At 44.8% G+C, this 18,060-nt stretch carries 20 protein-coding genes; 19 read left to right on the top strand and 1 reads right to left on the bottom strand.

What is annotated here, in order from left to right; all coding sequences use genetic code 11:
- The first annotated feature begins 164 nt into the window (after nt 1-164).
- The 9 genes from AC1MEO_RS13280 (at nt 165) to rsmI (ending at nt 7,864) form a co-directional block, all read left to right on the top strand.
- Nucleotides 165-2,276, top strand: coding sequence for an RNA degradosome polyphosphate kinase (locus tag AC1MEO_RS13280; RefSeq protein ID WP_480331123.1), 2,112 nt, complete (start codon nt 165-167; stop codon nt 2,274-2,276).
- A 139-nt stretch (nt 2,277-2,415) separates the two neighbouring features.
- Nucleotides 2,416-3,066: a dTMP kinase gene (tmk, locus tag AC1MEO_RS13275; protein ID WP_480331121.1), complete on the top strand. Its 651-nt coding sequence runs from the start codon at nt 2,416-2,418 to the stop codon at nt 3,064-3,066.
- 118 nt (nt 3,067-3,184) lie between these two features.
- On the top strand, nt 3,185-3,514 hold the full coding sequence (locus AC1MEO_RS13270) for a cyclic-di-AMP receptor (RefSeq protein WP_006830740.1): 330 nt from the start codon (nt 3,185-3,187) through the stop codon (nt 3,512-3,514).
- Between the two features lie 125 nt (nt 3,515-3,639).
- Complete coding sequence (holB, locus tag AC1MEO_RS13265; RefSeq protein WP_480331119.1) at nt 3,640-4,632, top strand: DNA polymerase III subunit delta'; 993 nt, start codon at nt 3,640-3,642, stop codon at nt 4,630-4,632.
- A gap of 3 nt (nt 4,633-4,635) precedes the next feature.
- On the top strand, nt 4,636-5,448 hold the full coding sequence (locus tag AC1MEO_RS13260; RefSeq protein WP_480331117.1) for a PSP1 domain-containing protein: 813 nt from the start codon (nt 4,636-4,638) through the stop codon (nt 5,446-5,448).
- Nucleotides 5,449-5,459: 11 nt separating this feature from the next.
- On the top strand, nt 5,460-5,819 hold the full coding sequence (gene yabA, locus AC1MEO_RS13255) for a DNA replication initiation control protein YabA (protein WP_006830743.1): 360 nt from the start codon (nt 5,460-5,462) through the stop codon (nt 5,817-5,819).
- Between the two features lie 185 nt (nt 5,820-6,004).
- Nucleotides 6,005-6,742, top strand: a complete 738-nt coding sequence (locus tag AC1MEO_RS13250) for a tRNA1(Val) (adenine(37)-N6)-methyltransferase (RefSeq protein WP_480331115.1) — start codon at nt 6,005-6,007, stop codon at nt 6,740-6,742.
- Nucleotides 6,729-6,998, top strand: coding sequence for a GIY-YIG nuclease family protein (locus AC1MEO_RS13245; protein ID WP_480331113.1), 270 nt, complete (start codon nt 6,729-6,731; stop codon nt 6,996-6,998). The genes AC1MEO_RS13250 and AC1MEO_RS13245 overlap by 14 nt, the downstream gene beginning before the upstream one ends.
- On the top strand, nt 6,995-7,864 hold the full coding sequence (rsmI, locus tag AC1MEO_RS13240; RefSeq protein ID WP_480331111.1) for a 16S rRNA (cytidine(1402)-2'-O)-methyltransferase: 870 nt from the start codon (nt 6,995-6,997) through the stop codon (nt 7,862-7,864). The genes AC1MEO_RS13245 and rsmI overlap by 4 nt, the downstream gene beginning before the upstream one ends.
- Nucleotides 7,865-8,129: 265 nt before the next feature.
- Here rsmI and AC1MEO_RS13235 read toward each other — a convergent pair whose 3' ends face one another.
- On the bottom strand, nt 8,130-8,408 hold the full coding sequence (locus AC1MEO_RS13235; RefSeq protein WP_480331109.1) for an AbrB/MazE/SpoVT family DNA-binding domain-containing protein: 279 nt from the start codon (nt 8,406-8,408) through the stop codon (nt 8,130-8,132).
- Nucleotides 8,409-8,744: 336 nt separating this feature from the next.
- Between AC1MEO_RS13235 and metG the strand changes: the two genes are divergently transcribed.
- The 10 genes from metG (at nt 8,745) to spoVG (ending at nt 17,953) form a co-directional block, all read left to right on the top strand.
- Entirely contained in the window at nt 8,745-10,703 is a 1,959-nt protein-coding gene (metG, locus tag AC1MEO_RS13230; protein WP_480331107.1) for a methionine--tRNA ligase, read from the top strand.
- 201 nt (nt 10,704-10,904) lie between these two features.
- Nucleotides 10,905-11,681, top strand: a complete 777-nt coding sequence (locus AC1MEO_RS13225) for a TatD family hydrolase (protein WP_480331105.1) — start codon at nt 10,905-10,907, stop codon at nt 11,679-11,681.
- 77 nt (nt 11,682-11,758) lie between these two features.
- The gene (locus tag AC1MEO_RS13220; protein ID WP_480331103.1) at nt 11,759-13,105 is read left to right on the top strand and encodes a ubiquitin-like domain-containing protein; all 1,347 of its coding nucleotides are present in this window, start codon (nt 11,759-11,761) and stop codon (nt 13,103-13,105) included.
- Between the two features lie 173 nt (nt 13,106-13,278).
- Complete coding sequence (gene rnmV, locus AC1MEO_RS13215) at nt 13,279-13,839, top strand: ribonuclease M5 (protein WP_480331101.1); 561 nt, start codon at nt 13,279-13,281, stop codon at nt 13,837-13,839.
- Nucleotides 13,836-14,714, top strand: a complete 879-nt coding sequence (gene rsmA / locus AC1MEO_RS13210) for a 16S rRNA (adenine(1518)-N(6)/adenine(1519)-N(6))-dimethyltransferase RsmA (protein ID WP_480331099.1) — start codon at nt 13,836-13,838, stop codon at nt 14,712-14,714. The genes rnmV and rsmA overlap by 4 nt, the downstream gene beginning before the upstream one ends.
- 163 nt (nt 14,715-14,877) lie before the next feature.
- Nucleotides 14,878-15,141, top strand: coding sequence for a biofilm formation stimulator Veg (gene veg / locus AC1MEO_RS13205; RefSeq protein WP_006830753.1), 264 nt, complete (start codon nt 14,878-14,880; stop codon nt 15,139-15,141).
- A 147-nt stretch (nt 15,142-15,288) separates the two neighbouring features.
- The gene (gene ispE / locus AC1MEO_RS13200) at nt 15,289-16,152 is read left to right on the top strand and encodes a 4-(cytidine 5'-diphospho)-2-C-methyl-D-erythritol kinase (protein ID WP_480331096.1); all 864 of its coding nucleotides are present in this window, start codon (nt 15,289-15,291) and stop codon (nt 16,150-16,152) included.
- 57 nt (nt 16,153-16,209) lie between these two features.
- Nucleotides 16,210-17,037, top strand: a complete 828-nt coding sequence (gene purR / locus AC1MEO_RS13195; RefSeq protein WP_480331094.1) for a pur operon repressor — start codon at nt 16,210-16,212, stop codon at nt 17,035-17,037.
- Nucleotide 17,038: 1 nt separating this feature from the next.
- The gene (locus AC1MEO_RS13190) at nt 17,039-17,416 is read left to right on the top strand and encodes a RidA family protein (RefSeq protein WP_480331092.1); all 378 of its coding nucleotides are present in this window, start codon (nt 17,039-17,041) and stop codon (nt 17,414-17,416) included.
- Between the two features lie 252 nt (nt 17,417-17,668).
- The gene (spoVG, locus tag AC1MEO_RS13185; protein ID WP_480331091.1) at nt 17,669-17,953 is read left to right on the top strand and encodes a septation regulator SpoVG; all 285 of its coding nucleotides are present in this window, start codon (nt 17,669-17,671) and stop codon (nt 17,951-17,953) included.
- Nucleotides 17,954-18,060 lie beyond the last annotated feature (107 nt).

The following is an 18,060-nucleotide window of genomic DNA, read 5'->3' as shown; positions in this document are numbered from 1 at the left end:
TAAAGAGAAACTTCACTCTGTAGGGGATGGATCGTCTCTGCCGACTGTTAGTTGATCCAATCGGACTTTTGCTGTCAGTGGATCTCCACTTGTAAAAGCGGAAGCTTGACTTGCCGTTAAAGTGGGAGAAAAGAATGGATTATAAGTAAAAGGTGGAGTCTAAATTGGAGACAGTGAAAAAGAAGAATGTAGAACTCAGGGATCCTGCGTATTACAATAACCGTGAATTGAGTTGGCTCGCTTTTAATGAACGGGTTCTTCAGGAAGCCCTTGATAAACGAAACCCTCTGCTGGAGCGGTTTAAGTTTTTGTCGATTTTCAGTTCCAATCTGGATGAGTTTTTTATGGTGCGTGTGGCGGGGCTGCAGGATCAGGTGAAAGTCGGGTTTACAAAACCTGAAAATAAGGCTGGTATGACGCCAAAGCAACAATTAAATGAAATTGCCATAAAGACACATCATTTGGTGGATTTGCAGTATGAGGCTTTGCAGAAAAATTTACTGCCGAAACTTCAAAAAGAAAATGTGGAATTTGTAAAGATGGCCGACTTGAGTGCGGATCAATTGGATGTTATGGAGAAGCATTTTGAAGACCATATTTTTCCTGTCCTGACGCCTATGGCGATAGACGCGTACCGGCCTTTTCCAATGCTGCTGAATAAAAGCATCAATTTAGCGGTGGTACTGGAAGATGAAGAGGACAAGGTGGAAGAGGGGCAAAAAATTGCCATCGTCCAGGTTCCTTCTGTGCTAGAGCGGTTTGTCCGTCTGGAGTCGAAAAAAGGCAGCCAAAAGCTGATTTTATTGGAAGATGTTATCAGCTTTTTTATTCGTAAGCTTTTTCATGGTTTCAAGGTGATTTCGGTGTCTGTGTTCCGGATTACACGCAATGCCGACATGACAATCCACGAGGAAGGCGCACGCGACTTGTTGAAGGAAATTGAAGAAGAGCTCCGGAAGCGGAAGTGGGGAGCGGCTGTCCGCCTGGAAATCCAACAGCCTGGATTTGATCCGGCTATTTTGGATTATTTGACCGAAGAGCTGGAGGTCCATAAAAAAGACGTTTATACAATCGAGGGATTTTTGGATCTGACGGTCTTTTTCAACTTTTATAAAAAGATGGCGCCGATTTGGGAGCATCTGGTCTTTGAAGGAAAAGTATCGCAACTGCCTAACGGTATGGAGACGGGCAAGCAGATTTTCCAAAAGGTCAGTGAGCAGGATATTTTCCTTCACCATCCATACGAATCATTTGAACCGGTTGTCCAGTTTATCTCAGAAGCAGCGGATGACCCGGATGTACTGGCCATCAAACAGACGCTTTACCGAGTCAGTGGGGATTCTCCTGTTATCAAAGCCTTGAAAAGAGCGGCAGAAAATGGCAAGCAGGTAACGGTGCTGGTGGAATTAAAGGCCCGTTTCGATGAAGAAAACAATGTACAATGGGCAAAAGAGCTGGAGAAGGCCGGATGCCATGTGATTTATGGGATGACCCACCTGAAGACGCACAGCAAAATCACTTTGGTGGTGCGAAAAAAAGAAGACAAGATTGAACGCTTTGTTCATTTGGGAACGGGCAATTACAATGACCAAACAGCTAAAATCTATACGGATATGAGTTTATTCACTTCCAAAAGGGAGTTTGGCATCGATGCCACTAACTTTTTCAATTACTTGAGCGGTTATACCGAAAAGCCGGAGTTCCATTATCTGTCGGTGGCGCCTTTTACCATCCGCACCGATATCATTGACTTGATCGATGCCGAAATCCGTTTTCAGAAAAAGAATGGCAATGGCCGGATCGTTGCAAAAATGAACTCACTGACGGATAAAATCATCATTATGAAATTGTATGAAGCATCGAATGCAGGAGTAAAAGTGGATTTGATTGTCAGAGGGATTTGTTGCTTGCGCCCGGGAATTGCAGGCGTCAGTGAAAACATCCAAGTGCGAAGTATTGTTGGCAGCCTGCTGGAGCATAGCCGTGTTTATTTCTTTCATCATAATGGCAAAGGCAAGACCTTCCTGTCTTCCGCGGATATGATGACCCGGAATTTAAATAACCGGATTGAAATCCTGTTTCCGATTGTCGATGAAGCTATTAAAGAACAGGTTAAGAGCATATTGGAACTGGGGCTTGCCGATAATGTCAAAGCGAGACAGCAGGATGCAACGGGAGTTTACCATTATGTGCCACGCGAAAATGATGAGCCGGCAATAGACAGCCAAATGGAGTTGTACCGAAGGGCCTATCAGGTGGCGGAAGATGAAGAATAACAAGAGAGCCGTTCATTTCCACAGGGGAAGGAACGGTTTTTTTACAGGTCACTGTAAAATATGGCCAGTTTCGTGTATAGTATAAAGAGTTTGAAACAGCAGAATATGATTAATTTCATGGAATAAGGTGAGCGGTAAAATGAGTTATTTGATCAATCTGGAAGGCGGCGAAGGATCGGGCAAGTCGACGGTTCTGAAAATGCTGGCAGATGCACTGGAGAAAAAAGGATTTTCCGTTGTTTGCACGAGAGAGCCGGGCGGCATCGACATCGCCGAACAAATCCGCAGCGTGATTTTGGACCGGGAAAACACAGCAATGGATGCGCGAACAGAAGCTTTGTTGTATGCAGCAGCCAGAAGACAGCATTTGGTTGAGAAGATCATTCCGGCACTTGAAGCTGGGAACATCGTCTTATGCGACCGTTATATTGATTCCAGCCTGGCTTATCAAGGATATGCACGAGGGCTTGGGATGGAAGAGATTTTCGCCATCAATAAATTCGCCATCGATGATTATATGCCGGATCTGACCCTTTATTTCGACGTTAATCCGAAGGTTGGATTGGCACGGATTGAAAAGGATGCAGAACGTGAAATCAACCGGTTGGATGTAGAATCAATGAAGTTCCACTATAAAGTAAGAGAAGGCTATCTCTTGCTGTTGAGCCAAAATCCAGAGCGCATTCGCCTGATCAATGCAGAGAATGAGCTGGATGCCGTTTTTGCAGATGCCTTGGAAACTGCTCTACGGTTCATAGAAGAACGGCAAGCGGCAGTTGATCCTTCTTAGGATCAGCTGTCTTTTCCGGAGCAGCTGTTTTTTGGATAATGAGCTGGAAAGATATACAGCGTATATCTTTGTTCATGTTATACTTATATAGAAGAAATACGAAAAGGAGTGAGTGCTGATGAAACTCGTAGTAGCAGTTGTACAGGATCAAGACAGTAACCGATTATCCAATGCTTTGACGAAAAATGATTTCCGGGCTACAAAGCTTGCCAGTACAGGAGGGTTTTTGCGCTCAGGGAATACGACCTTTTTAATCGGTGTGGAAGATGAACTCATACCGAAATTATTGGACTTGATTCGTGAAAACTGTCGATCTCGTGAGCAGATGGTAGCACCTGTATCACCGATGGGCGGCAATGCTGACTCGTATATTCCTTATCCAGTGGAAGTTGAAGTAGGCGGAGCAACGATCTTTGTCTTGCCGATTGAACAATTCCATCATTTTTAAACAACTGGGGAACCTAATGGATTTTCCGCGAGAAATTAGACAGTCGCCAATTGGCCAGTGCCATAAATAATACCCGTGCTCCAATCGGAACACGGGATTTTTTACAAAGTCTGAAGGTGAAACTTATGCAAAAAACAACGGATGAATTTTTGGAGATGCAACCAGTGGTGATGAAGAGGCTGCAGGGCGCTTATGAGAAAGACCGGTTAGCGCATGCTTACCTGTTCGAAGGTCCTGCCGGCTCGGGGAAAAAGGAAATCACTCACTTTTTCGTCAAGCTGCTGCTATGTGAATCGCCTGTGCAAAATGTTCCATGTGAAACATGTCGGAGCTGTCAGCTTTATAATTCCGGCAATCATACCAATGTTTTGTTCATTGAACCAGATGGCCAAAACATTAAAATTGACCAAATCCGTGAGTTGATTTTCAAGTTGAATAAAACCGGGCTGAATACAGGCCGTAAAATATACGTGATTGAACAGGCAGATCGCATGAATAATTCTTCTGCCAATGCCCTGCTGAAGTTTTTGGAAGAGCCGGAGTTTAATGTAACGGCCATCCTGTTGACAGAGCGCCTCAATGCGTTGATGAGCACCATCCGTTCCCGATGCCAATTGATTCCGTTCCAGCCGCTGTCACGACCGAAGCTGATGGAAAAGTTGATGGCGGATGGCATGACTGAATCGATGGCTGCAACCGTCAGCATGCTGACACAAAGCGAAGAAGAAGCGATTGCTTTAGCTCAAGATGAACAATTTTCACAAGCCAGAAAAACAGTGTTGAAGCTGGTGGAAGTAGCTGGCAGTAATGTTCATGAGGCACTTTTGATGCTTCAGGCCGAATGGTTGCCGTTATTTAAAGAAAAAGAAGATGCCGAAAGAGGCCTGGACATGTTATTATTTGCATATCGGGACATCGCTTCGGTAAAAGCAGGTCTTGAAACTGCACGAACATATCCAGACATGGAAGAAACTTGGAAGCAGATGGCTCTCCAGCGTTCCTTTACGGTATTGTCCAAGCAGTTGCAGGCTGTCTTACAGGCCAAACAACAATTGCCGCGCAATATGAACCGGACGCTGTTGATGGAGCAGTTAATGCTGAATCTGCAGGAGGGGTAGCAATTGTATAATGTGATAGGTGTCCGCTTTAAAAAAGCGGGTAAAATATATTATTTTGATCCAGGTGAATTAGGGATTGAAAAAGACGATTACGTCATTGTGGAAACCGCAAGAGGCGTAGAATACGGCAAAGTGGTCGTAGCGACGAAAACTGTCGGGGAAAACGACGTAGTCCTCCCACTGAAACAAGTGGTAAGGGTAGCGACTGACCGCGATCGCCATCAGGTGGAAGAAAACCGCCTGGAAGCAAGCCGTGCTTTTGAACTGGGTACCGACAAAATTGAAGAGCATCGCTTGGATATGAAACTGGTGGATGTTGAATACACCTTCGACCGCAATAAAGTCATTTTTTACTTTACAGCGGAAGGCCGTGTGGATTTCCGGAACTTGGTCAAAGACTTGGCTTCCATTTTCCGTACACGTATTGAACTTCGCCAAATCGGCGTTCGTGATGAAGCAAAAATGCTCGGCGGCATCGGCCCCTGTGGCCGTATGCTGTGCTGTTCGACATTTCTAGGTGATTTTGAGCCAGTTTCGATCAAAATGGCAAAAGATCAAAACCTGTCGTTGAATCCTTCGAAAATCTCCGGTTTATGCGGCCGCTTGATGTGCTGCCTAAAATACGAGAATGACGAATACGAAACAGCGAAAAAGGAAATGCCGGATATCGGAACACGGGTAACAACACCAGATGGTGATGGCCGTGTAGTAGGCATGAACATTCTGGAGCGGGTGTTGAAAGTTCGCTTAGCTGAGCAGGAACAGACACTTGAATATACATTAGATGAGATAATGGGCCAAGGAACGAGAGCGTGAGGTGGTTTTAAGTGAAGGAAAAGAATTTTTTGGATACGGTCATGGAGTTTGAACAACAGCTCCAATCGATGCAGGAACAATTCAGCGAATTAAAAGCGGTCGTAGCCCGGACGATGGAAGAGCATCATGCGCTGCAATTGGAGAATCATCATTTGCGCGCACGTTTGGATGAATTTCATAAAGCAGTGCCCGAAGTGGCGGCTGTGGATCCTGTGAAATTGAAAAAAGCGGTGATGGATATCGGTGAAGGCTACGATAATTTAGCCCGTTTGTATCATGAAGGCTACCATGTCTGCAATGTACATTTCGGCAGTTCCCGAAAAGGCGACGATTGCCTGTTCTGTTTGTCATTCCTGAATAAGCAGAACTGAAAAGTGGAAGCGGCCGCACTGCTCCGACCGGCGTAAGCGAGACCAACAGAGTGGCGTTCTTTGCCGCTGGAGCTGGACAAGAAAAGCGAAAGCAGCTGTATGGCTGCTCGCTTGTAAAACAATAAAAGAAAGGCTTCCGACACTCCGTGTGGCGGCAGCCTTTTGTTATGCTAGGAGTTGAACAGATGTTAGTGGATGACGAAAGACTTGATTATTTATTGGCGGAAGACTTGCGGATCATTCAAAGTCCATCTGTGTTTTCTTTTTCATTGGATGCGGTGCTATTGGCCCGTTTTGCGTATGTTCCGCTGAAGCGGGGGACGATCGTGGACCTGTGCACAGGCAACGGAGCGATTCCGCTGTTTCTGAGTGCCCGTACGGAATCCCGCATCATCGGCGTAGAACTGCAGGAGCGGCTGGCCCATATGGCGCGGCGCAGTGTAGAGTACAACGGTCTTGAACAGCAGATTGAGATTATCGAAGGCGATGTCAAAAATATGCCGGCTCAGCTGGGGTTTGAAAAATACGACGTCGTCACCTGCAATCCGCCTTATTTTCCGGCACATGAGATGAGCGACAAAAACCTCAGTGAGCATATGGCCATTGCGCGGCACGAACTCCATCTGACATTGGATGAAGCGGTCTTGTCAGCGAGCCAATTGCTGAAGCAAGGCGGCAAAGCGGCGTTTGTCCACCGTTCCGGCCGCCTGATTGATTTGATTGCGGCGATGCGTGCAAACCGGCTGGAACCCAAACGGATCCGGCTGGTGTATCCGAAAGCCGGTAAAGAAGCCAATACCTTATTGATCGAAGGCATAAAAGATGGCAAACCTGATTTGAAGATCTTGCCGCCCTTGATTGTCTATGGTGATGATGGGGAATATACTGAAGAAGTTCGGGAGTTATTATATGGCAGCGAGTGACCATTACTTCTATGTTCTGGAATGTGCCGACGGGTCATATTATGCGGGTTATACCAACGATCTTGAAAAGCGGCTGGCTGCACATAACGCTGGAAAAGGTGCGAAATACACACGCGCCAAAGGGCCGTCCAAGCTCATTCACGATGAATGCTATGATACCAAACCGGCAGCGATGAAAGCGGAATATGCCTTCAAGCAATTAACGAAGACGCAAAAGATCCGTTATATTGCTGAAGGAAAGGAGAACGGCAAATGAAATCCCAAAAAAGTTTCCAACATAAGCAAGCTACACTATATCTGGTGGCCACACCTATCGGCAATCTGGAAGATATGACAATACGCGCTTTGCGCATCTTAAAAGAAGTGGATATTATTGCGGCGGAAGATACGCGAAACACAAAAAACCTCTGCAATTACTTTGATATCCAGACTAAATTGGTCAGTTACCATGAGCACAATCAGGAAAGTGGGGGCTTTAAGATCTTGTCGTACCTGGAGGACGGCAAGTCTGTCGCTTTAGTCAGCGATGCGGGCATGCCCTGTATTTCCGATCCTGGGGAAGACATCGTCAAACGGGCAGTTGCGGAAGGCTTTCCTGTTGTGCCGATCCCTGGAGCCAACGCAGCGCTCAGTGCGCTGATTGTCTCGGGAATTTCACCGCAGCCTTTTCTATTTTACGGATTCCTGTCGCGCAATAAAAAAGACCGGCAGGCAGAGCTTGAACTCCTGGGCCAGAAGGAAGAAACGTTAATCTTTTACGAAGCGCCTCACCGGCTGAAGGAAAGCTTAAAAAGCATTCAAAAAGCGGTCGGGGATGAACGAAAGATCACGTTAGCGCGGGAAGTGACAAAGAAATTCGAAGAGTTTCTGAGAGGCACGGTTGCAGAAGCTGTGGTGTGGGCTGAAGAAAATGAAATTCGTGGTGAGTTTTGCCTGGTGCTGGAAGGCAATGCAGATCCGGAGCCTGTCGAAAATGTGAAGTGGTGGGAACATTTGTCCATCGAAGAACACGTGGATCAACTGATGGAGACCAAAAACCTGACATCCAAAGAAGCCATCAAAGAAGCGGCAATCGAACGCCAGTTGTCCAAGAGAGAAGTGTATCAGGCTTATCATACGTAGAAAAGCGGAAGCGCCCGTGTAGATTCGACGGGCATAAGCCGCTCCGGCGAAGCGGCGTTTTTTCAGCCGCATAGCTGGAGTGGCTTATGACCGTCGAATCTGGGCGCTGGAGCTGGACAAAGAAAAGCGTAAGCGCCCGTGTAGCCTCGACACAAGCGCTGGAAGTCTTGCCGCGCAGCTGGGTTGGCTTATGAACCAAAGAGCCCTAAACAATAATAGAAAGCATTAAAAAAACCAGGAAGCATCAGCGTCCTGGTTTTTTAGATTACTTCTTTAAGTTGTTTTGGATTTCTTTTACCAGCATCTCTGCGCCTTCAGCACTTAAGATCAATTTTCCGCCAACCAATTTCATGTTTTCGTCTGAGACTTCGCCTGTAACTGCACAAGTCATATTAGGTAGATATTTTTTCAAGATAATTTTGTCATCATCCACGTAAATTTCCAATGCATCTTTTTCTGCGATTCCCAAAGTACGGCGTAATTCAATTGGAATTACCACACGCCCTAATTCGTCCACTTTCCGAACAATACCTGTCGATTTCATAATGATAGTCCTCCTTTTGTTTTTATCGGATGTATTCGCCAAAATTCGACATTTACCACTTCCTGTCATAAATCATACCAACTACTGGCAATTTGGTCAATAAAAAACTATCAGAATCATAATGAAATTTTACATCTACTGTTAATTTTCTTTGATTTAGGATTAAGTTCGCCATTAATTTGACAAAGTTTCACTAAAAGTAAATAAAATCCATTTTAAATATGCTCAATTAATGTCGAATTGCCATTTAAACTGGCTTTGTCGAATTGAAAGATTGTACAAAATAGGCGACTTCGTTAAAATAAGAACTATACAAAAAAACTGGAGGAATTTTTCGTGACTGCTAAAAAAGAAACGTTTTATTTAACCACACCGATTTATTATCCAAGCGGAAAATTCCATATTGGAACGGCTTATACGACAGTTGCTTCTGATGCGATGGTCCGCTACAAGCGTTTGCGTGGATTTGATGTCCGGTTTTTGACTGGTATGGATGAACATGGCCAAAAAATCGAAGAAAAAGCGAAAGAAGCAGGCAAAGCGCCCCAGGAATTTGTGGATGACATGGCTCTAGCGGCGAAACAAGTATGGTCGACGATGGACATCACTTATGATGATTTTATCCGCACTACAGAAAAACGCCATAAAGAAGGGGTGGAACGGATTTTCAAAACCTTCCTCGACAATGGCGATATCTATAAAGGTGAATATGAAGGCTGGTATTGCACACCTTGCGAATCGTTCTTCACGGAAAATCAACTGGATAACGGCAATTGTCCGGATTGTGGGCGTCCAGTCCATAAAGTGAAAGAAGAGTCGTATTTCTTCAATATGAAAAAATATGCAGCCCGCCTGCTGGAGTACTATGAAAACAATGTAGAGTTTATTGAGCCAGAATCTCGGAAAAATGAAATGATCAATAATTTCATTAAACCCGGATTAGAGGACCTGTCGGTTTCACGGACTTCTTTTGATTGGGGAATCCCGGTTCCTGGAGATCCGAAGCATGTCATCTATGTTTGGGTTGACGCTTTATCGAATTACATCACCTCACTTGGCTATGGTTCAGACGATGAGACCTTATTTAATAGATACTGGCCGGCTGATGTCCATGTAGTGGGTAAAGACATCGTCCGTTTCCACACAATCTACTGGCCGATTTTCCTGATGGCTTTGGATCTGCCGTTGCCGAAGAAAGTGTTTGCTCATGGCTTCATCATGATGAAAGACGGCAAAATGTCGAAATCCAAAGGCAATGTGGTTTATCCGGAAATGCTGGTAGAGCGATACGGCTTGGACGCAACGCGTTATTTCCTGTTGCGTGAATTGCCATTCGGTTCTGACGGTGTCTTTTCACCGGAATCGTTTGTTGAACGAACCAATTTTGATTTGGCCAACGATCTCGGGAATTTATTGAACCGTACAGTGTCGATGATCAATAAATACTTCGACGGTGCAGTGCCGCAAATCAACGGGCTGCAAACAGAATTTGATGGACCGCTTCAGCGCGTGGCAGCTCAGACAGTAAAAGTCTACGAGCAGCATATGGAAAGAATGCAGTTCAGCATTGTCTTAAGCGAAGTATGGGCATTGATTTCACGGACCAATAAATACATTGATGAAACGCAGCCATGGGTGCTGGCAAAAGATGAAGAAGCGACAGCGCAATTGGCTTCTGTTATGGCCCATTTGGCGGAAAGCCTTCGCATGACTGCGGTTATGCTGCAGCCATTCCTGCCGAACGCTCCAAAACAGATCATTGAACAGCTTGGTCTATCAGAAGACTTCCTGGCTTGGGATACGTTAGAGGACTTCAGCCAAATCCCTGCAGGCATTCAAGTAGTGGCTAAAGGAACACCAATCTTCCCGCGCCTTGAAGTGGAACCTGAAGTGGCGTATATCCGAGATCAAATGCGCGGTACTGCCCCACAGGCAGCTGAAGAGCCGGCAATCATAGAAGTTCCGGATGTGCCGGAAATCGCGATTGAGGATTTTGCGAAAGTGGATTTGCGCGTAGCAACAGTGACAGCTTGTGAAGCGGTGCCGAAAACTTCCAAGCTGTTGAAGCTGCAGTTGGACATGGGCTATGAGCAGCGGCAGGTAGTGTCCGGCATTGCCGAACATTACAAACCAGCTGAACTGGTCGGTAAAAAAGTGGTCGTGGTGGCAAACTTGAAACCTGTGAAATTGCGGGGCGAGCTGTCTCAGGGAATGATCCTGGCCGGTGAAAAAGATGGTTACCTGACATTGGCATCGGTCGCTGAAAAGCTTCCGAATGGTTCAAAAATAAAATAAGACTACTGGAAAAGACCTGTTTTGACCCACTGTGATAAGTGGGTCTTTTTTTGTTTTCATGGGTTTTATTGCCCAGTATTACAGGGAAATAAATGGCTTTGACGCGGAACTAACATGTTTTGTTACCTAATTGTAATGTTGCTGTGAAGAAAGATACAGGTGGAACCATTAGAATAAAGCTTAATGTGAGGAGAATGATTGATGTTTATCGATACCCATGTACATTTAAATGCAGACCAATATGATGAGGACCTGACACAAGTCATTGAGCGCGCACGAGAAAACCATGTGGAGAAAATGGTAGTCATCGGCTTCGACCGAAAAACGATCAAACGTGCCATAGAATTGGCCGAAACCTATGAATTCATCTTCGCAGTAATTGGTTGGCATCCGGTTGATGCCATCGATTGTACTGAAGAAGACCTGAAATGGATTGAAGAACTGTCGGCTCATCCGAAAGTAGTCGGAATCGGAGAAACCGGACTGGATTACCATTGGGACAAGTCGCCAAAAGAAGTGCAGCAGGAAATTTTCCGTAAGCAGATTCGATTGGCTAAAAAAGTGCGGCTTCCGATCATTATCCATAACCGCGAAGCCACAGAAGATGTCCTAAAGATCCTTAAAGAAGAAAATGCGGAAGAAATAGGCGGTGTCATGCATTGCTTCAGCGGAAGCGTGGAGACAGCCCGTGAAAGTATAGACATGAATTTCATGATTTCACTTGGTGGCCCGGTAACATTCAAAAATGCCAAAAAGCCAAAAGAAGTTGCTGAGTTGATTTCACTCGATCATCTGATGATCGAAACGGATGCACCATATTTAGCCCCACACCCGTATCGCGGGAAACGCAACGAACCGTCTTATGTGCCATTGGTTGCGGAAGAAATTGCCCGATTAAAAGGGATTTCGATAGAAGAAGTCGCAAAAGCAACTACTCGGAACGCTGAAAATTTTTATAAATTTTCTCAAATAGAGTGAAATTAAGAAATTCGTATCCGTTGACAGGTCGAACATGAGCCCATATAATCACTCAGGTGAAGAAGGAGGAGATTTTTTTGTCAAACGAAGCAAATAATACCAAATCAACAAAATTATTCAAAGGTAAATCATTGGCGGTCACAATCGCAACCGTATTGTTGTTCGCAGCGGTTTTAACTTTTGCTATATATGAAGGTACAAAAAATACAGTAACTGTAACAGCGAATGGTGAACAGGAAGAAGTAAGAACACATGCAGAAACTGTAGCGGCATTTTTAGAGGAGCAGGAAATCGAACCTGGAGAACATGATTTTCTGAGCCATTCAAAAGAAACGCCGATCAATGAAGATCTGGCTCTCGAATGGGATGCAGCAGAACAATATAACGTAACAGTTGATGGAAAAGCCACTTCGGCTTGGACAACTGAAAATACGGTGTCAGAAATTTTAGCAAAAGCGAACATCGACCTTACGAAACATGATAAAGTTTCACCGGCATTAGAAGAACAAGTGGATGAAGAAACAACGATCTCAGTGGAAAAAGCATACGAGGTTACCATCCAGGACGGCCTTGAAGAAAAGAAAGTATGGTCTACTTCGACTACGGTCGCTGATCTTTTAAAGCAGAATGAAATTTCTGTGGGCAAACTTGACAGAGTGGAGAACAAAATGGACGAATTGGTCCTTCCGAATTCAGAAGTCAAAGTGGTTCGCGTTGAAAAGGTCACCGATGTAGTCGAGGATACTGTGAAATATGCAGTAGAAACGAAAAAAGACGATTCCTTGCTTAAAGGAAATGAAAAAATTGTTCAAAAAGGTTCAAATGGCGTAGTTAAGAAAACCTACGAAGTGGTTAAAGAAAACGGCAAAGAAGTAAAACGTGACCTCAAAAACAAAAAAGTGGTAAAAGAGCCAAAGAAACAAGTAACAGCAGTCGGTACGAAGACGGTTGTAGCAAGTGTTTCACGTGGGGCTCAAACAAAAGCAGTACCTGCAGCAAAAGCAGAACCGGCAACACAAAAAGCAGCTCCTGCGCAGGAAAAGCAACAGGCACCAGCTGCTGTTAAAACGGCATCTGCAGAAAAAGCACCTGCAACAACAAAAGCAGCTCCTGCAGAATCTGAACCAACTGGCGGCAAAGAATTCTACGTTTCAGCGACAGCTTATACAGCGAGCTGCACGGGCTGTTCAGGAATAACTGCAACAGGCATCAATTTGCATAGCAACCCAGGCCTTAAAGTAATTGCAGTAGATCCTAGTGTTATTCCTTTAGGTTCTAAAGTATGGGTTGAAGGATATGGCAATGCGATTGCAGGAGATACGGGCGGAGCAATCAAAGGCAATAAAATTGATTTGTTCATGGCCAATAAATCCGATGCTTTGTCATTCGGACGCAAACAAGTGAAAGTCAGAATCCTTAACTAATCTACAGTAAGTTCTATTGGAGGCTTTCCCGGGATATTTCCTGGGAAAGCCTTTTACATGTCTGCCCGCAAACGTGTAGAATAAAGAGAAACTTCAATCCAGAGGGATTTTCTTCATTCCTACAGACCCATAAAATGAGAAAAATAAGAAGCTTGAAAAGAGGAACCGGATAAATGAAGATAAATGAAATTATAGTAGTAGAAGGCAAAGACGACACAGTAGCGATTAAACGGGCGGTCAACGCGGATACAATTGAAACGAACGGTTCCGCGCTTACAGCAGAGACATTGCAGCGGATTGCTCATGCACAGCAAAAACGCGGCGTCATTGTTTTTACGGACCCCGATTATCCCGGGCGGCGGATCCGTGCTATTATTGAAGAACATGTGCCTCAGGCTAAGCACGCATTTTTGGCCAAAGAAAAAACCATTGCCAAAAATGGCAAAGGCTTAGGGATCGAACATGCCCGTGATGAAGACATCCGCGAAGCTCTGCAGGCTGTCTATACACCGCTTCAGGAAGAGCGTGCTGTCGAAATCACCATGGAAGATTTGATCGATGCTGGGCTTGTTGCACACCCACAAGCCAAACAACGCCGAATCCAAATCGGCAATGATCTGCAGATTGGCTATACCAACGGCAAGCAGCTCCAGAAGCGGCTCCATATGTTTGGTATATCCAAAGACCAGTTTATCAAAGCAGTACAAGCGTTAACTCAGGAGGAAAACCAATGACCAAAGATATAGCCACACCGATACGGACTCAAGAGATCATGGCAAAATACGATTTAAAAGTGAAGAAGAGCTTAGGGCAGAATTTTTTGATCGACCCTAATATTTTACGTAAAATTGTCGGACAGGCAGACCTGACAAAAAAGTCGGCAGTCATTGAAATCGGCCCGGGAATCGGTGCGTTAACAGAACACTTAGCAAGAGAAGCGGGAAAAGTACTGGCTTTTGAAATCGATCAGCGTTTATTGCCTGTGCTGGCAGATACACTTTCCCCATACGACAATATTTCCATCGTTCACGCCGACATCCTTAAAACGGATGTACAGGCAGCCATCGACCGTGAATTGGCCGATTACGACGATATTGTAGTAGTAGCAAATTTACCATATTACGTCACGACTCCGATCATCTTAAAGCTGTTGCTGGAAAAACTGCCGATCCGCGGCATGGTCGTTATGCTGCAAAAAGAGGTGGCTGAACGCATTACAGCCAAACCTGGGACCAAGGCCTACGGATCGCTGTCCATTGCCATCCAGTACTATACACAGGCTGAAATGGCATTGACCGTTCCTAAGTCGGTCTTTCTGCCGCAGCCGAATGTCGATTCTGCTGTTATCCGCATGACCAAACGGGAAGTGCCGGAAGTGGAAGTGATTGATGAAGACTTTTTCTTCAGCGTTACGCGAGGGTCGTTTGTCCAGCGAAGAAAAACTATTTTGAACAACCTTCAAGTTGCGATGCCATTAGGAAAAGAGAAAAAAGAGCTGATTTTAAAGGCACTGGAAGAAGCGGGAATCGATCCAATACGACGCGGAGAAACTTTGTCGATCAAAGAATTCGGTCTGCTGGCAGACAAATTATACGCATATTTCCAGTAAAACCGGCATTCTGTTACAATTTGGGCACAACTTCTTTCGGATTAAAGAAATTTCGAATAAATAAATATTGACAGCAGCTTATAGTCGCTGATAAAATTATAAATTTGCTTGACTATTCCATCATATTATGGTAGAATTTTGTCTATAGTGAGGTGTAGACAAAATGCCCAAAACTTTGGCGGATATTAAAAAATCGTTAGACCTACATTTAGGGAAACGATTGCTTTTGAAGGCAAATGGAGGTCGCAAGAAAACTGTCGAACGTGCCGGGATTCTGCGCGAAACGTATCACTCCGTGTTCGTGATTGAGCTAGATCAAGAAGAGCATGCATTTGAACGCGTGTCTTACAGCTACGCAGACATCTTAACTGAGGCGGTAGAAATTACTGTTTACGAGGGAACTGAAGATGCACTTGTTGTGAAATAATTGAATTATATTTATATGTTACTTCAAAACTTGCTCCTGCTTATTCAAGCGGAAGGCGAGTTTTTTTGTTTCTGTCAGCACTTTGCTTCTCATTGTCCCGCGGTATGTTAAAATAGTCTTCATCAGAATATAAAAGGAGGCAGTGGGATGCTCTACGTGAAAGCGCCTGCCAAGATTAACTTAACGTTAGATGTTTTACACAAACGTCCAGATAACTACCATGAAATTGAAATGATTATGACGACGGTGGATTTGTCGGACCGCATCGGATTGATGGGGACAGCAAAAGGCATTCATATTCAGTCTGCTGACCGTTTTGTTCCGAATGATTCACGCAACCTTGCTTACCAGGCGGCGCAATTGATCAAAGACACCTTTAATATCAAGACCGGTGTCATCATCTCGCTCGATAAAAAAATCCCGGTTGCTGCAGGCCTTGCCGGAGGCAGCAGTGATGCCGCAGCTACTTTAAAAGGTTTGAATAAACTTTGGCAGTTGAACCTGTCACTTGATGAACTGGCTGAACTGGGAGCCAAAATTGGCTCAGATGTGTCTTTTTGTGTTTACGGCGGAACTGCATTAGCGAAAGGGCGCGGAGAAATCATCCGGGAACTGCCCACCCCCCCGAATTGCTGGGTCATATTAGCAAAGCCGACTCTTGGGGTCTCTACAGCTGATGTTTACGGTGCATTCGATGTTCAAACAGCTCAGCATCCAAATACGGAGAAGATGATCCAGGCGCTCAACGATGGTGATTATGAAGCCATGTGCGCCAATTTGGGCAATGCACTCGAGAGTGTGACATTGAAACTGTATCCGGAAGTTGAACAAATCAAAGAACAGATGAAAAAGTTTGGAGCAGATGCCGTGTTGATGAGCGGCAGCGGGCCAACGGTTTTCGGCTTGGTGTATCAGGAAGCGCGCATTCCGCGTATCTATAATGGCTTGCGTGGCTTTTGTTCGGAAGTTTATGCAGTGCGGTTGATTGGTGAGCGGGAGCCACTTGCTTAAATACGGACATTTATGGTAAGTTTTCTATAAATCATTCGTGTTTAGGAGAGGGTAGTTTTGAAGTGGAAGCGCAGTGAACGGCTTGTTGATATGACGCATTTTTTATTGGAACATCCGCATAAATTGATTCCACTAACTTATTTTTCGGATCTGTACCAATCAGCTAAGTCTTCAATCAGTGAAGATTTAGGGATTGTCAAAGAAACGTTTGAGGAAAAAGGGATCGGCCTGCTGATGACTGTTCCGGGAGCGGCAGGTGGCGTTAAATACATACCGAAGCTCCATGCTGATGAAATTAAATCCGTAATGGCGGATTTAATGGAAGAGTTAAGCCATTCCGACCGGCTGTTGCCGGGGGGATATTTGTATATGACCGATGTGCTTGGCAATCCGGAAATGATGAACCGTGTCGGTAAAGTATTTGCTACGGCATTTGCCAAAGAAAAAATCGATGTCATCATGACGGTAGCTACAAAAGGCATTCCGATTGCCCATGCGATCGCCCGTCATTTGAATGTGCCGGTGGTCATCGTCCGCAGAGACAGCAAAGTTACAGAAGGCTCTACTGTCAGCATCAATTATGTATCGGGGTCTTCACGCCGGATCCAGACTATGGTGTTGTCGAAACGCAGCATGAAGAGCGGCCAGCGGGTGCTCATCACAGACGACTTCATGAAAGTCGGCGGCACGATGAATGGCATGAAGAATCTGCTGGAAGAATTTGAATGTACATTGGCGGGTGTTGCGGTACTCGTAGAGTCGGAACATTCAGATGAACGGCTGGTAGAAAAATACCTGTCTCTTGTCAAGTTGCATGAAGTCAGCGAGAAAGAACGCACCATTGCATTAGAAGAAGGAAATTACTTTGAAAATGGAGGAATTTAATATGAATTACGTAGCAACAGACAAAGCGGCAGCAGCAATTGGCCCTTATTCACAAGGCGTGGTTTCAGGTGGAATCCTCTACAGTTCAGGTCAAATTCCACTAACAGCAGCAGGAGAATTGGTTGCAGGCAGCATTTCAGATCAAACGCATCAGGTATTTTCGAACCTGAAAGCGGTTCTTGCAGAAGCAGGTTCTTCACTGAATGAGGTCATCAAGACTACAGTCTTCATTAAAGATATGAATGATTTTGCAGAATTGAACGAGATTTACGCAGCTTATTTTGGGGACCATAAACCGGCGCGTTCGACCGTTGAAGTGGCACGTTTGCCAAAAGACGTTAAAGTGGAAATCGAAGTTATTGCGAAAGTGAACAAGTAAAACCTATATAAGTTGAACTAAAGAAAGCAGGCAAACTCATTAAAATTGAGTTTGCCTGCTTTTTTTCATGGAAGAGCGGCATCCGAGCTAGAGAGCAACAAAGGGCATCCTTTTGTCACAATATCCGTTTATTTGAATTTATTGAGCAAATTTTCTAATAAGTTTCGGTATTTGTGAAGGAGATTAGGTCTTTATAGCGAATACCCATAATTAGGGTTTAAAAATAGCAGCTGAGAAAAGGGGGATGAGAGAGTGGAAGTAACAGATGTGAGACTACGACGTGTACAAACCGATGGCCGAATGAGAGCGATCGCTTCCATCACGCTGGACAATGAATTCGTCATCCATGACATTCGGGTGATTGATGGAAATGAAGGATTGTTTGTTGCGATGCCGAGCAAAAGAACACCGGATGGAGAATTTCGTGACATTGCACACCCAATCAATTCAAGCGCACGCACCAAGCTTCAGGAAGCTGTCTTAACTGCATACGAGCAAAGTGAAAGCGAATCGGTATTGGAAAATGCCAGCGTTTAATGGAGCTGAAACGAGGAGCCTTCTATATGGAACAGGCTCTTTTTTTATTTGGCCTTTTTTGTCATGGTATTGTCATGCCTTGAAACCTTGAAAAATCAAGGTTTTTC

The sequence above is a fragment of the Planococcus sp. BI3 genome, from assembly GCF_056680115.1.
The sequence above is the reverse complement of the archived record's forward strand: the minus strand, read 5'-3'. Positions and strand labels throughout refer to the sequence as shown.

Excerpts from the sequence above, each read along its gene's own strand:
- tmk (WP_480331121.1), top strand. The coding sequence starts at position 2,416 with ATGAGTTATTTGATCAATCTGGAAGGCGGCGAAGGATCGGGCAAGTCG.
- AC1MEO_RS13270 (WP_006830740.1), top strand. The coding sequence starts at position 3,185 with ATGAAACTCGTAGTAGCAGTTGTACAGGATCAAGACAGTAACCGATTA.
- holB (WP_480331119.1), top strand. The coding sequence starts at position 3,640 with ATGCAAAAAACAACGGATGAATTTTTGGAGATGCAACCAGTGGTGATG.
- AC1MEO_RS13250 (WP_480331115.1), top strand. The coding sequence starts at position 6,005 with ATGTTAGTGGATGACGAAAGACTTGATTATTTATTGGCGGAAGACTTG.
- AC1MEO_RS13245 (WP_480331113.1), top strand. The coding sequence starts at position 6,729 with ATGGCAGCGAGTGACCATTACTTCTATGTTCTGGAATGTGCCGACGGG.
- rsmI (WP_480331111.1), top strand. The coding sequence starts at position 6,995 with ATGAAATCCCAAAAAAGTTTCCAACATAAGCAAGCTACACTATATCTG.
- AC1MEO_RS13235 (WP_480331109.1), bottom strand. The coding sequence starts at position 8,408 with ATGAAATCGACAGGTATTGTTCGGAAAGTGGACGAATTAGGGCGTGTG.
- AC1MEO_RS13225 (WP_480331105.1), top strand. The coding sequence starts at position 10,905 with ATGTTTATCGATACCCATGTACATTTAAATGCAGACCAATATGATGAG.
- rnmV (WP_480331101.1), top strand. The coding sequence starts at position 13,279 with ATGAAGATAAATGAAATTATAGTAGTAGAAGGCAAAGACGACACAGTA.
- rsmA (WP_480331099.1), top strand. The coding sequence starts at position 13,836 with ATGACCAAAGATATAGCCACACCGATACGGACTCAAGAGATCATGGCA.
- veg (WP_006830753.1), top strand. The coding sequence starts at position 14,878 with ATGCCCAAAACTTTGGCGGATATTAAAAAATCGTTAGACCTACATTTA.
- ispE (WP_480331096.1), top strand. The coding sequence starts at position 15,289 with ATGCTCTACGTGAAAGCGCCTGCCAAGATTAACTTAACGTTAGATGTT.
- AC1MEO_RS13190 (WP_480331092.1), top strand. The coding sequence starts at position 17,039 with ATGAATTACGTAGCAACAGACAAAGCGGCAGCAGCAATTGGCCCTTAT.